The 12,810-nt window shown below is 71.4% G+C and carries 11 protein-coding genes; 8 read left to right on the plus strand and 3 right to left on the minus strand.

All coding sequences use genetic code 11. From position 1 onward, the window contains the following. The first annotated feature begins 35 nt into the window (after positions 1–35). Both ACIRB4_RS21680 and ACIRB4_RS21685 read left to right on the plus strand, forming a co-directional pair. Positions 36–1,016 (plus strand): hypothetical protein, encoded by a 981-nt coding sequence (locus ACIRB4_RS21680; protein WP_403293518.1) that lies wholly within the window; start codon positions 36–38, stop codon positions 1,014–1,016. 14 nt (positions 1,017–1,030) lie between these two features. Continuing rightward, on the plus strand, positions 1,031–2,368 hold the full coding sequence (locus tag ACIRB4_RS21685; protein ID WP_403293480.1) for a hypothetical protein: 1,338 nt from the start codon (positions 1,031–1,033) through the stop codon (positions 2,366–2,368). Between the two features lie 79 nt (positions 2,369–2,447). Here ACIRB4_RS21685 and ACIRB4_RS21690 read toward each other — a convergent pair whose 3' ends face one another. After that, the gene (locus ACIRB4_RS21690; protein WP_403293482.1) at positions 2,448–3,953 is read right to left on the minus strand and encodes a peptide MFS transporter; all 1,506 of its coding nucleotides are present in this window, start codon (positions 3,951–3,953) and stop codon (positions 2,448–2,450) included. Positions 3,954–4,380: 427 nt separating this feature from the next. Here ACIRB4_RS21690 and ACIRB4_RS21695 point away from each other — a divergent pair, with 427 nt between their 5' ends. Both ACIRB4_RS21695 and ACIRB4_RS21700 read left to right on the plus strand, forming a co-directional pair. After that, positions 4,381–5,058 carry a response regulator transcription factor gene (locus tag ACIRB4_RS21695; RefSeq protein ID WP_403293484.1) on the plus strand — a complete coding sequence of 226 codons (678 nt, stop codon included), beginning with the start codon at positions 4,381–4,383 and terminating at the stop codon, positions 5,056–5,058. A 75-nt stretch (positions 5,059–5,133) separates the two neighbouring features. Further along, entirely contained in the window at positions 5,134–6,399 is a 1,266-nt protein-coding gene (locus ACIRB4_RS21700; RefSeq protein ID WP_403293485.1) for an ATP-binding protein, read from the plus strand. 49 nt (positions 6,400–6,448) lie between these two features. Here the strand turns inward: ACIRB4_RS21700 and ACIRB4_RS21705 are convergent, their stop codons facing one another. Beyond that, positions 6,449–6,964, minus strand: coding sequence for a GtrA family protein (locus ACIRB4_RS21705; protein ID WP_403293486.1), 516 nt, complete (start codon positions 6,962–6,964; stop codon positions 6,449–6,451). Positions 6,965–7,091: 127 nt separating this feature from the next. Between ACIRB4_RS21705 and ACIRB4_RS21710 the strand changes: the two genes are divergently transcribed. From ACIRB4_RS21710 to ACIRB4_RS21725, 4 genes are all read left to right on the plus strand, one after another. Continuing rightward, entirely contained in the window at positions 7,092–8,267 is a 1,176-nt protein-coding gene (locus tag ACIRB4_RS21710) for a 5-(carboxyamino)imidazole ribonucleotide synthase (RefSeq protein WP_403293488.1), read from the plus strand. Then, entirely contained in the window at positions 8,264–8,803 is a 540-nt protein-coding gene (purE, locus tag ACIRB4_RS21715) for a 5-(carboxyamino)imidazole ribonucleotide mutase (protein ID WP_403293490.1), read from the plus strand. Before ACIRB4_RS21710 ends, purE begins: the two co-directional genes overlap by 4 nt. Beyond that, the gene (locus tag ACIRB4_RS21720) at positions 8,800–10,038 is read left to right on the plus strand and encodes a dipeptidase (protein WP_403293491.1); all 1,239 of its coding nucleotides are present in this window, start codon (positions 8,800–8,802) and stop codon (positions 10,036–10,038) included. Before purE ends, ACIRB4_RS21720 begins: the two co-directional genes overlap by 4 nt. A 120-nt stretch (positions 10,039–10,158) precedes the next feature. Next, the gene (locus tag ACIRB4_RS21725; protein WP_403293493.1) at positions 10,159–11,097 is read left to right on the plus strand and encodes a membrane dipeptidase; all 939 of its coding nucleotides are present in this window, start codon (positions 10,159–10,161) and stop codon (positions 11,095–11,097) included. Positions 11,098–11,212: 115 nt separating this feature from the next. Here the strand turns inward: ACIRB4_RS21725 and ACIRB4_RS21730 are convergent, their stop codons facing one another. Next, positions 11,213–12,541 carry a UDP-glucose dehydrogenase family protein gene (locus ACIRB4_RS21730; RefSeq protein WP_403293495.1) on the minus strand — a complete coding sequence of 443 codons (1,329 nt, stop codon included), beginning with the start codon at positions 12,539–12,541 and terminating at the stop codon, positions 11,213–11,215. Positions 12,542–12,810 lie beyond the last annotated feature (269 nt).

Here is a 12,810-nt window from a genome sequence, read left to right on the forward strand (position 1 = left end):
CGCCCGCCTCGGCCGCTCCCGGGCCCGCCGTCGCCCTGTCGCCCGCCTCGGCTGCTTCCGCACCCGCCGTCGCCCTGTCGCGGGCCGAGGGCGGCAAGGGTGGTGAGATCACCGTGAGCGGGACGGGGTGGAAGCCCGGCGCCCTGCTCATGCTGCTGATCTGCGGACAGTCCACGCCCGGCAGAGGCGTCGTCGGCGGCACCAACTCCTGCGCCAACACCATGGGGAGAGCCGCCACCGTCGACGCCGGGGGCGGGTTCAGCCAGAAGGTGCCGATCGCGGAGCCGCCCAAGCCCTGCCCCTGCGTCGTGCATGTCGCCGGTGTCACCGGCCGCCCGGACGTCGTGGACGTCGCCTTCACGGTCGCCGGCCACCCCACCGCCCCGCTTCCCGACGCCTCCGGCGACGGCCGCCTCGCCGTGCTCGACTCGGCACGCCTGGACGGATCCAGCGGCGTACTCGTCTGGTTCGGCGCCCCGGCACGGCGCGAGATCGTCCTCGCCGTCGGCAACCTCGGCCCGTCCGCCGTCGAGGACCCCGTCTTCCAGGTCGGCACGAGCCACGGCGTCTTCTCGCCGCAGTACGAGGAACAGCAGTGGCGCGGCACGATCAAGCCCGGCGGGAAGGCCCTGATCCGGTTGCCCGTCGAGCTGTCGGCGGGCGCGCACGGCGACTACCAGGTCTCGGTGAAGTACGCCGGGAAGGTGCTGGTCGAGCAGCCGTGGGGGGTGGGCAGGCCCTGGGGCGTGACGCTGTTCTGGCTGCTGCTCGCCGTGGTCGTCCCGGCCGCGCTCTTCCGGATCGGCATGGCGGTGGTGGACCGGGTACGCCCGGGTGGCGGCGCGCCCCACCACCGGCGCCGCACCGCTCCCGTACGGGGGCCCGACGCCCCTCGACACGACCCAGGGCCCGTCCCCGACCGGGACGGCGCCACCGCGGTCCTGCCGTGGTTCACCCCGGACTCCGCACCGTCCGCACCGTCAGAGATCAGCCCGACGACGAAGGGACATCAGTGAGCACGCAACGGAGGATGAGCGCGGCGGGAGTCGCGCTGATGCTCGGCGGCGCGGGGATCCTGCTGGCCGCCGGCCCCGCCCAGGCGGCCGAGGTGTCGTACAAGACCGAGTGCATTCCGCCGGCCATCTCCGGCCTCCCGCCGGTGCAGGGCACGACGAAGGTGGAGATCACCGCACCGGCGGAGGCGAAGGTCGGCGACGAGGTCGAGATCGTCTGGAAGACGGTCGAAGCCGCGTCCAGGAACCCCGACGTCATCGACCTGGAGAAGGACACGGTCAAGCCCACCGGTGTCGTCAAGGTGGGCGGCGCGGCGAGCGGCACGCTGGCCATGGAGGGACCGCGTCAGAATCCGCCGATCCCGAAGAACAGCCCGATGGTGCTGCCGGACATGAAGGGCAAGCTGAAGCTGGAGAAGGCGGGCGAGATCACGCTGACGCCGGACAAGTACACCATCAACGTCTCGAAGCCGATGTCGACGGACACGAAGTGCTCGCCGAAGGAGGCCGTGGCGGTCGCCGCGAAGATCAAGGTGACGGAGGGCGGGGGCGGTTCTTCGTCCGGCGGCGGTACGACCACGTCCGGCGGGACCACGTCCGGCGGCTCGACCTCCGGCGGCTCGACCTCCGGCGGCTCGACCTCCGGCGGCTCGACGTCCGGAGGCTCGACGTCCGGCGGGTCCACCTCCGGTGGTGGCGGGGGGCAGACCGACTTCGCCGGCAAGGAGGTCGCGGTCCAGTTCTCCTGCCAGTCCCCGGGCCCTGCGAACATCACGTCCAAGGTCACCATCAACGCCAAGAAGAACGGCGGAGCCTTCGACCTCACCGTCAAGACCGCCAAGGGCGTCATGGACAGCCCGGCCCCGCTCCCCGCCGGGGCGCTCAAGCCGTCGATGGCGGTCAAGCTCGGCGGCGCCGACAGCGGCACGGTCAAGGTCGAAGGCCCGGCGAACGCCGCCCCGCTCGAACAGGGCAAGCCGGTCGACCTGCCGGACATGAAAGGCACGTACAAGCCCGGAGCCACCGGCAAGGCCACGCTCAGCCCCGGGACCCTGACCATCAACGTCTCCCTCGGCGGCTCCCCGATCGTGATCCCCTGCCAGGTCAAGGGCGCCGTCCAGGCGTCCCTGGAGCTCGACACGTCCAAGCAGGACGGCGGCGCGTCGGGCGGCGGCGGTGACACCACAGCGACCGGCGGTACGAGCGGCGGTACGGGCGGCTCCGGCGGCGGCCTCGCGGAAACCGGCGCCGAGGACGACGGCGCCCTCCGCGCACTCGCCCTGGTCGCCGGCACGGTGATCCTCCTCGGCGGCGCGGTGTTCACCTTCACCCCGTGGGCGCGGCTGCGGCGCTGACGCGGTACGGGCCGGAAACGGCGGAGGGCCGCCGCACCGAGTCGGTGCGGCGGCCCTCAGGTCCGTACGGAAGCGGACGTCAGCGCACGTCGCCCATGAGCGCGCGGATCTTCTTGCCCGCCGTCATGAACGCGAAGCCCGCGGCGATCGCGACGACGGCCCACAGCGAGTAGTAGAGGGCGTCGCCCAGCGGCTCGTTGAGCTTGGTCGTCCAGCCGTTCAGGGCGTTGCCCGTCGCGGTGGCCAGGAACCACAGACCCATGATCTGGCCGACGAACTGCTTCGGAGCCAGCTTCGTCGACAGGGACAGGCCCACCGGCGAGAGGCACATCTCACCGAGGGTCTGGACGAGGTAGACGCTCAGCAGCCAGAAGACGGTGACCTTGCCGGTCTCGCTGTTGGCGGCGGCGGCACCCGCGAGGCCCATGATGGCGAACGAGCCGCCGATGAGGAGCATCGCGAGGGCGAACTTCATCGGGGCGCTGGGCTCGCGGTTGCGCTTGGCGAGCTTGACCCAGAGCGCGGCGAAGAGCGGCGCGAGGACGATGACCATCGCCGGGTTCACCGACTGGTACCAGGACGCCGGGAACTCCCAGCCGAAGATCATTCTGTCGGTCTTGTTGTCCGCGAAGAGCGTGAGCAGCGAGCCGGACTGGTCGTAGATCATCCAGAACAGGACGGCGGTGGCGAAGAACCACATGAACGCCTTGATCTTGGGCTTGTCCGCGGCGGCCAGAGCCGGGTTCCGGTACATCGCGACGAAGTACACGATCGGCACCACGATGCCGAGGACGGCGAGCACGTTCACGATGTGCTCGATGTCGTACGTGCCCAGCGCGATGTCGACCAGCAGCGCGGCGACGGCCAGGCCGCCCCACAGCAGGACCTTGCGCAGAGCGCCGCGCTTCTCCTCGGGCGTCGCCGGGGTGCCCGGCTCCTTGCCGACATCGCCGAGGTGCCGGGAGCCGAGGACGTACTGCACCACGGCAAGGGTCATACCGATACCCGCGACGCCGAAGCCGAGGTGCCAGTTGACGTTCTCGCCGAGGTAGCCGACGACCAGCGGAGCCGCCATGCCGCCGATGTTGATCGACATGTAGAAGAGCGTGAAGCCGGCGTCGCGACGCGCGCTCGGCTGGCCCTCGTAGAGACCGCCGACCATGGCCGAGATGTTCGGCTTCAGCAGGCCCGTACCGGCGGCGATGAGCGCGAGACCCACGAAGAACGCGGTGTCCGAGGGGACGGCCAGGGTGAAGTGCCCCAGGGCGATGACGATGCCGCCGACGAGGACGGCCTTCCGTGCGCCCCACAGGCGGTCGGCGACCCAGCCGCCGGGCATCGCGGCCATGTAGACGACCGCGTTGTACACGCCGTAGATGGAGGCGGCCAGCGCCTCGCGGCCCTCCAGGGGGCCGTCGAGAACTCCGGCGACAAGGTAGAGCACGAGAATGCCGCGCATCCCGTACCAGGAGAAGCGCTCCCACATCTCGGTCATGAAGAGAGTGGCCAGGCCGCGGGGGTGGCCGAAGAAGGTCTTCTCGGAGTCAGGGGCTCCGGGTGAATCCTTCGTCAGGCTGGACGCCATGTCGATCCTTGCTCTGTCGGGACGCGCGCCTCGTGAGCGTGGTGCGCCCGGTGGGGGAGGCCGGCACCGGCGAGGAGCGGTCGCGCCCCGCCGGGATCCACGCCCCGCGACGCGCATGGCGTCACCGGACCCGGCCCACAGGTCATTCATCGTCCTCAAGGTTGGCGATGCCGACCTCGTGCAGAAAAGAGACCCTTGGCGTGTCTTGCGAGCCAAAGGTCCCCGTTTACCGCATCAGACGTCTCGCCACCTTACGCCACGACAGTGGATGAATTGGAAGGACTTGAGAGATGGATCACAGGTGACGAAGGAACCAACGGTCGCCATTCCAAGGTCATGAGCAGAATGCGCACCATCATCCATGGGGTCGGGGGCGAGCCTGTGGATCATGCCCCGGGGCGTCGGCGGTGCGGACTACCATCACCCCATGACCCGTGTACTGCTCGCCGAGGACGACGCATCCATCTCGGAACCGCTGGCCCGCGCCCTGCGGCGGGAGGGGTACGAGGTCGAGGTGCGGGAGGACGGGCCGAGCGCCCTCGACGCCGGACTCAAGGGCGGGGTCGACCTCGTCGTCCTCGATCTGGGGCTGCCCGGCATGGACGGCCTGGAGGTCGCCCGGCGGCTGCGCTCCGAGGGGCACGCGATCCCGATCCTGGTCCTGACCGCCCGCGCCGACGAGGTCGACACCGTCGTCGGGCTCGACGCCGGCGCCGACGACTACGTCACCAAGCCGTTCCGTCTCGCCGAGCTCCTCGCCCGGGTCCGGGCCCTGCTCCGGCGCGGCGCCACCGAGCCGGCCGTCCCCCCGGCCACGCACGGCGTGCGGATCGACGTCGAGTCGCACCGCGCCTGGATGGGCGAGGAGGAGCTCCAGCTCACGGCGAAGGAGTTCGACCTGCTCCGCGTCCTGGTCCGGGACGCCGGGCGGGTCGTGACCAGGGACCAGCTGATGCGGGAGGTCTGGGACACCACCTGGTGGTCCTCGACCAAGACCCTCGACATGCACATCTCCTGGCTGCGCAAGAAGCTGGGCGACGACGCGGCCAACCCGCGCTACATCGCCACGGTCCGGGGCGTCGGCTTCCGCTTCGAGAAGAGCTAGCACAGCCCTGGCCGCCGCTCGCGGGACCGTAGGCTCGACGGGCAAGACCGTCACCCCGCCCGGAGGGCATGCACCGTGCGCCGCAGGCTGATCAACTCCACGCTCGCCGTGGTCCTCGTCGTCATCGCCGTCTTCGGGGTGTCCCTCGTCATCGTCGAGACTCGGACCATCTCCAGCAGCGCCCAGGAGAGCGTGGACTCCGAGGCGCTGCGCCTGGTCGCCATCGTCGACAGCCGCCTCATCGGCGGGGAGCCCGTCAACCCCGACATCCTCGCCGAGCAGAGCGGCGCCAAGCGGTACGCCCTGATCGAGATCCCCGGCCGCGCCCCCATCGAGATCGGCACCCGCCCCGAGGGCAGCGTCATCCGCGCCACCGCCGACGGCGAACGCGGCGAGACCGTGACCGTCGAGGAGTCCCGCTCCACCGTCACCGCCGAGGTCGGCCGCACCCTCCTGATCATCGGCGCCGTGGCCCTGCTCGCCGTCGTGGCCGCCGTCCTGCTCGCCGTACGGCAGGCCAACAGGCTGGCGTCCCCGCTCACCGACCTCGCCGAGACCGCCGAGCGGCTCGGTTCGGGCGATCCGCGCCCGCGTCACCGGCGGTACGGCGTGCCCGAGCTGGACCGGGTCGCCGACGTCCTGGACGCCTCCGCCGAGCGGATCGCCCGGATGCTCACCGCCGAACGCCGGCTCGCCGCCGACGCCTCCCACCAGCTCCGTACGCCCCTCACCGCCCTGTCCATGCGGCTGGAGGAGGTGGCGGTCGCCGACGACCTGGACACCGTCAAGGAGGAGGCGACGATCGCGCTCACCCAGGTGGAGCGGCTCACCGACGTCGTCCAGCGGCTGCTCACCAACTCCCGGGACCCCCGTACCGGCTCCGCCATCGCCTTCGACCTCGACGAGGTCGTCAAGCAGCAGATCGAGGAGTGGCGCCCCGCCTACCGCAGCGCGGGCCGGGCGATCGTCCACTCCGGCAAGCAGGGGATGCGCGCGGTGGGCACCCCCGGGGCGGTGGCCCAGGTCCTCGCCGCCCTGATCGAGAACTCGCTCATGCACGGCGGCGGCACCGTCGCCCTGCGCACCCGGGTCACCGGCAACCAGGCCGTGATCGAGGTCACCGACGAGGGGCCGGGCGTACCCGCCGACCTCGGCGCGCGGATCTTCGAGCGGACCATCAGCGGCCGCAACTCCACCGGCATCGGCCTCGCGGTCGCCCGGGACCTCGCGGAGGCGGACGGGGGCCGGCTGGAGCTGCTCCAGCAGCAGCCGCCGGTGTTCGCGCTCTTCCTGAGCCGCGAGGTCAGACGCCACGCGGACCAGGAGCGCCCGGTCCGCTAGAGGGCGGCCCTGGGGCGCGACCTAGGAGGTCCCTCCGAGGCCGGGGACGTCAGACGCGGTCGGGCTGCTTCCTGACCGCCTGTCGCGGAGCCTGCTCCAGGAACGATTCGGCGGTCTGCACGGCCTCCCGGGCCGGCAGCGTACGGAACACCCAGGTGCGGTACGACCAGAAGCGGAACAGCGTGGCGACGCCGATGCCGAAGAACTTGAAGAAGTTGCTCTGCAGCGGGGTGTCCCAGCCGAACCCGTACGTCGCCGCGTACAGGATGCCGTTCTGGATCACCAGGCCGACGACGCTGAACAGGAAGAAGAGCGACAGCTCCCTGGTGCGGCTGCTCTTGTCGCGGTCACGGTAGGTGAAGTACCGGAAGCCCACGTAGTTGAACGCGATCGCGACGACGGTGGCGATGATGCTCGCCCGCACGACCGGCAGGTCCGTCAGATGGCGTACGAGATTGAACACCCCGAGGTCCACCAGAAGCCCGACACCACCGACCGCGCCGAACTTGGCGAACTCGCGGGTGAGCTGATCAAGCCGCACGCGCAGTGCGCTTTTCTCAGTCATGGTGATCGCTCAGCCCCGTCCTTCGGATGATGTCAACCAACCCATGCTAACCAGCGCGCCTGTCACCCGCCCCCGGACATCGCAAACCATGGGAAAACCCCGTTTCGCTGTGCCAAAGCACAGGCGGATGAGGCTTCCGGCCTCGTGCGGATACCCTAAGAGGGTGACGTTCCCGGTAGTCGGCATGGTCGGTGGCGGTCAGCTCGCCCGTATGACCCACGAGGCGGGCATCCCCCTCGGCATCAAGTTCAAGCTCCTCAGTGACACCCCGCAGGACTCGGCGGCCCAGGTGGTGAGCGACGTCGTCATCGGCGACTATCGCGACCTGGACACGCTGCGTGACTTCGCGCGCGGCTGTGACGTGATCACCTTCGATCACGAGCACGTGCCGACCGAACACCTGCGGGCCCTGGAAGCGGAAGGCATCCCCGTCCGCCCCGGGCCCGACGCGCTGGTGCACGCCCAGGACAAGGGGGTGATGCGCGCCAGGCTCGACGAGATCGGCGCGCCGAGCCCGCGCCACCGCATCGTCGCCGACCCGGCGGACGCGGCGGCCTTCGCCGCCGAGGTGGGCGGCTTCCCGATCATCCTGAAGACCGTGCGCGGCGGCTACGACGGCAAGGGCGTCTGGTTCGTCCGTACCGAGGACGACGCCCGCGACCCGTTCCTGGCGGGCGTTCCGGTGCTCGCCGAGGAGAAGGTCGACTTCGCGCGCGAGCTCGCGGCGAACATCGTCCGCTCCCCGCACGGCCAGGCCGTCGCCTACCCCGTCGTCGAGTCGCGGCAGGTCGACGGCGTCTGCGACACGGTGATCGCACCCGCTCCCGGCCTCTCCGACGAGCTGGCCGGGCAGGCGCAGGAGCTGGCGCTGCGCATCGCCAAGGAGCTCGGCGTCGTCGGTCACCTGGCCGTCGAGCTGTTCGAGACCGCCGACGGGCGGATCCTCGTCAACGAGCTCGCCATGCGCCCCCACAACTCCGGCCACTGGACCCAGGACGGCGCGATCACCTCGCAGTTCGCCAACCACGTCCGGGCCGTCCTCGACCTCCCGCTGGGCGATCCGCGCCCGCGCGCGACCTGGACGGTCATGTGCAATGTGCTGGGCGGGGACTACCCCGACATGTACTACGCGTACCTGCACTGCATGGCCCGCGATCCGCAGCTCAAGATCCATATGTACGGCAAGGACGTGAAGCCCGGCCGCAAGGTGGGGCACGTCAACACCTACGGCGACGACCTGGACGACGTGCTGGAGCGCGCGCGTCACGCCGCCGGCTATCTGCGAGGAACGATCACCGAATGAGCACCAGCCCCGATGCGAGCCCCGTCGTCGGCATCGTCATGGGATCCGACTCCGACTGGCCCGTCATGGAGGCCGCGGCGCAGGCCCTGGACGAGTTCGAGATCCCGTACGAGGTCGACGTCGTCTCCGCGCACCGCATGCCGCGCGAGATGATCGCGTACGGCGAGGAGGCCGCCGACCGCGGTCTGAAGGCGATCATCGCGGGCGCGGGCGGCGCCGCCCATCTGCCGGGCATGCTCGCCTCGGTCACCCCGCTGCCTGTCATCGGTGTCCCGGTCCCGCTGAAGTACCTCGACGGCCTGGACTCGCTGCTCTCCATCGTGCAGATGCCGGCCGGTGTGCCGGTGGCCACCGTCTCGGTCGGCGGCGCCCGCAACGCCGGTCTGCTCGCCGCCCGGATCATCGCCGCGCACGACCCGGAGCTGCTCGGCCGGATGCGGGAGTTCCAGCAGGACCTGAACGACCAGGCGAGCGAGAAGGGCAAGCGGCTGCGGAACAAGGTCGAGGGCTCGGAGTCCTTCGGATTCGCCAGGTGAGCGGGCCGGACCGCCCGGCGCGGGAGCGACTCGGGGAGGCGCGGGAGCGCCTTGAGGAGGCGCGCGAGCTGCTCGCCTCCGCGCCCGTCGTCGACGGTCACAACGATCTGCCGTGGGCGCTGCGGGAGCACGTCCGCTACGACCTGGACCGCATGGACATCGCGGCCGACCAGAGCGGCGCCCTCCACACCGACCTGGCCCGGCTGCGGGCCGGCGGCGTCGGCGCCCAGTTCTGGTCCGTGTACGTGCCGTGCTCGCTGGCCGGGGACGACGCGGTCAGCGCCACCCTGGAGCAGATCGACATCGTCGACCAGCTCCTCGCCCGGTACGCGGGGGAGCTGGCCCCGGCCCTCACCGCGGACGACATGGAGTCGGCCCGGCGGCAGGGCCGTATCGCCTCCCTGAAGGGCGCCGAGGGCGGCCACTCCATCAACGACTCCCTCGCCACCCTGCGCGCGCTGCACACCCTCGGCGTGCGCTACATGACGCTCACCCACAACGACAACACCGCGTGGGCGGACTCGGCGACCGACGAGCCGGGGGTCGGCGGGCTCTCGCCGTTCGGCCACGAGGTCGTCCGGGAGATGAACCGGACCGGCATGCTCGTCGACCTCTCGCACGTCGCCGCGACGACGATGCGGGACGCGCTCGACACCTCCGTCGCGCCGGTGATCTTCTCGCACTCCTCGTCCCGGGCGGTCTGCGACCACCCGCGGAACATCCCCGACGACGTGCTGGAGCGGCTGCCGGCCAACGGGGGCGTGGCGATGGCCACGTTCGTACCGAAGTTCATCCTCCAGGCGGCCGTGGAGTGGACGAACCGGGCCGACGAGAACATGCGGGCGCACGGGCTGCACTACCTGGACACCACCCCGCGCGCGATGAAGATCCACCGCGCCTTCGAGGCGGACAACCCGCGCCCGATCGCCACCGCCGCCACGGTCGCCGACCACCTCGACCACATGCGTGAGGTGGCGGGCATCGACCACATCGGCATCGGCGGCGACTACGACGGTACGGCGTTCACCCCGGCCGGTCTCGACGATGTCTCCGGCTACCCGAACCTGATCGCGGAGCTGCTGACCCGTGGCTGGTCCCACGCCGACCTCACCAAGCTGACCTGGTCCAACGCGGTCCGCGTGCTGCGGGACGCGGAGGCGGTCTCGCGCGGCCTGCGGGCGACCCGGGGCCCGTCGAACGCGACGATCGAGTCGCTGGACGGGCCGCCCGCCTGACACGTACTGGGCGAGGCTCCCCGTCCGACGGGCGTCCCCCGGACGTACCACTCCACCGCGACCGGGGGAGGGGCGGGTGGCACGGTGGGCGGTACTGCCTCACCGAGTTCGGAGTCCCTCATGGCAGACCTGCTGGACGACGCCCCTGACCTGTCCGCCGCTTCCGCAGCCGCCGGTGAGCTCGATCCCCCGGGACCACCGCCGCCGCCCGCGTCGGACCGGGACGAGCACGCCCGTGCCCTGCTGGCCGCGTATCCGGTCGTCGAGGGGTACGCGGACGTTCCCGAGCTCCCCGATCCCGAGGACCTGCCCCCGCCCAGGGCCGAGGGCGTGGGGGCGCAGTTCTGGTCCCTGCGCGCCGGGCCCGGGGACGACGCGGTCCTGGAGACGCTGCGCAGGATCGACACGGTACGGACCCTCGTCGCCGCCTGCCCGGAACACCTGCGGCTGGCGCGGACCACGGGGGAGATCGCCGACGCCGCCAACTGCGGCCGGGCCGCGGCGCTGCTGGGGCCCGTGAGCGCCACCGCCCTCGGCGGCTCGCTCGCCACCCTCCGGGCGTACCACGCGCTGGACGTCCTGGCGGTGACGCTGTCCGGCCCCGACGACTTCGACCGCTTCGCGCACGACGCGGTACGGGAGATGAACCGGCTGGGCGTCCTCGTGGACCTCTCGGGCGCCGCCCCGGACACGATCCGCGCCGCGCTGGCGGTCACCAAGGCGCCGGTTTTGATGACGCGCGGGGAGCCGGAGGCCCTGCCGGACGACGTTCTGGCCCTGCTGGGCGAGAACTGCGGCGTGTGCATGGTTCCGGTGACGGGTGGCGTCTCCGCCACGGCCGACGCCCTGGACCGGCTGCGCGCCCTGGCCGGACCGGGCTCGCTGGGCCTCTCGCACTGCCCGGACCCGGGGGCCGGCTACCGGGGGCTCGTCGTGGAGCTGCTCCGGCGCGGCTGGCCGGACCAGGACATCCGCGCCCTCACCCGCGGCAACGCGACCCGAGTCCTGCGCGAATCCGAGTTCCACTCCCGCGCCACCCGCCTGCGCCGCCCGGCCTGAGACCGGAGGGCGGGTGCGATCAGGCAGGCCCCGCGGTCTCGGCGGCCTGCCGAACAGCCCGCCGCGCCGCTGGGGGCTCCCTGTCCGGCCTGTCCGACAAGACGCCCAGACGCCCCTACGCCCGCGGGCGGCCCATCGCGCGGTACACCCAGCCCGCCTCGCGCCACAGCGTCGCGTCCAGCGCGTTGCGGCCGTCCAGGATGACCCGGGAGGTGACGACCTCCCCGAGCTCCGCCGGGTCCAGGGCGTCGCGGAACTCGCGCCACTCCGTCAGGTGCAGCACCACGTCCGCCCCGCGCACCGCTTCCAGCGCCGTGTCCGCGTACCCGAGCGTCGGGAACAGCCGGCGCGCGTTGTCCATGCCCTTCGGGTCGTAGACCGTCACCTGCCCGCCCTGCAGATGGATCTGGCCCGCCACGTTCAGCGCCGGCGAGTCCCGCACGTCGTCCGAGTCCGGCTTGAACGTCGCGCCGAGCACCGCCACCCGCTTGCCCAGGAACGACCCGCCGCCCAGCGCGTCGCGCGCCATCGCGACCATCTGGCCGCGCCGCCGCATGTTGATCGAGTCGATCTCCCGGAGGAACGTCAGCGCCTGGTCCGCGCCCAGCTCGCCCGCCCGTGCCATGAACGCCCGGATGTCCTTGGGCAGGCAGCCCCCGCCGAAGCCGATCCCCGCCCGCAGGAACTTGGACCCGATCCGCTCGTCGTAGCCGATCGCCTCCGCGAGCTTCGCGACGTCACCGCCCGCGGCCTCGCACACCTCCGCCATGGCGTTGATGAAGGAGATCTTCGTCGCCAGGAAGGAGTTCGCCGCGGTCTTCACCAGCTCAGCCGTCGGGAAGTCCGTCACCACGAACGGCGAGCCGTCGCCGATCGGCCCGGCGTACACCTCGCGCAGCACCTTCTCGGCCCGCTCGCCGCGCACGCCGACCACGATCCGGTCGGGGCGCAGCGTGTCCTGGACGGCGAAGCCCTCCCGCAGGAACTCGGGGTTCCATGCGAGGTCGACGCCCTCCGGCAGCAGCCCCGCGAGCCGTTCCGCCGAACCGACCGGCACGGTCGACTTGCCGACGACCAGCGAGCCCGAGCGCACCACGCCGGCGAGCGAGGCGAAGGCGGCGTTGACGTACGACATGTCGCACGCGTACTCGCCGTGCTTCTGCGGAGTGTTCACACACACGAAGTGGACGTCGCCGAACTCGCCGATCTCCTCCCAGGATGTCGTGAAGCGCAGCCGCCCCGTCGACCCCTCGATCCCGGCGGCGTGCCGGGCGAGGAGCTCCTCGAGCCCGGGCTCGTACATCGGGACCCGGCCCGCCGACAGCATCTCGATCTTCTCGGGTACGACGTCGAGTCCGAGGACCTCGAAGCCCAGCTCCGCCATGGCCGCTGCGTGCGTCGCGCCGAGGTAGCCGGTGCCGATCACGGTGATCTTGAGGGCCATGCGGGACTCCATGTGCGTGCAGGCGGAAAATGCCTGCCCGAGCATAGTCGGGGCGGTACGAACGGACGGCGCGCTGCCGTGGGCTGTCGGAAAGCTCACCTGGTCCCCGAGGCGGCCCACGCCCTAAAATTCGGGTTACTTAACGGTAGTTAGCGTTCTAGGGGAGCTCGGGACCATGGGCAAGGACTTCGACCTTTATCGTCCGTCGGAGGAGCACGACATGCTCCGGGAGACGGTTCGCGCGCTGGCGGAGGCGAAGATCGCGCCGT

The organism is Streptomyces sp. NPDC093600, from assembly GCF_044764755.1.
Classification (GTDB): Bacteria; Actinomycetota; Actinomycetes; order Streptomycetales; family Streptomycetaceae; genus Streptomyces.

Excerpts from the sequence above, each read along its gene's own strand:
- ACIRB4_RS21685 (WP_403293480.1), top strand. The coding sequence starts at position 1,031 with ATGAGCGCGGCGGGAGTCGCGCTGATGCTCGGCGGCGCGGGGATCCTG.
- ACIRB4_RS21690 (WP_403293482.1), bottom strand. The coding sequence starts at position 3,953 with ATGGCGTCCAGCCTGACGAAGGATTCACCCGGAGCCCCTGACTCCGAG.
- ACIRB4_RS21695 (WP_403293484.1), top strand. The coding sequence starts at position 4,381 with ATGACCCGTGTACTGCTCGCCGAGGACGACGCATCCATCTCGGAACCG.
- ACIRB4_RS21705 (WP_403293486.1), bottom strand. The coding sequence starts at position 6,964 with ATGACTGAGAAAAGCGCACTGCGCGTGCGGCTTGATCAGCTCACCCGC.
- ACIRB4_RS21710 (WP_403293488.1), top strand. The coding sequence starts at position 7,092 with ATGAGGCTTCCGGCCTCGTGCGGATACCCTAAGAGGGTGACGTTCCCG.
- purE (WP_403293490.1), top strand. The coding sequence starts at position 8,264 with ATGAGCACCAGCCCCGATGCGAGCCCCGTCGTCGGCATCGTCATGGGA.
- ACIRB4_RS21725 (WP_403293493.1), top strand. The coding sequence starts at position 10,159 with ATGGCAGACCTGCTGGACGACGCCCCTGACCTGTCCGCCGCTTCCGCA.
- ACIRB4_RS21730 (WP_403293495.1), bottom strand. The coding sequence starts at position 12,541 with ATGGCCCTCAAGATCACCGTGATCGGCACCGGCTACCTCGGCGCGACG.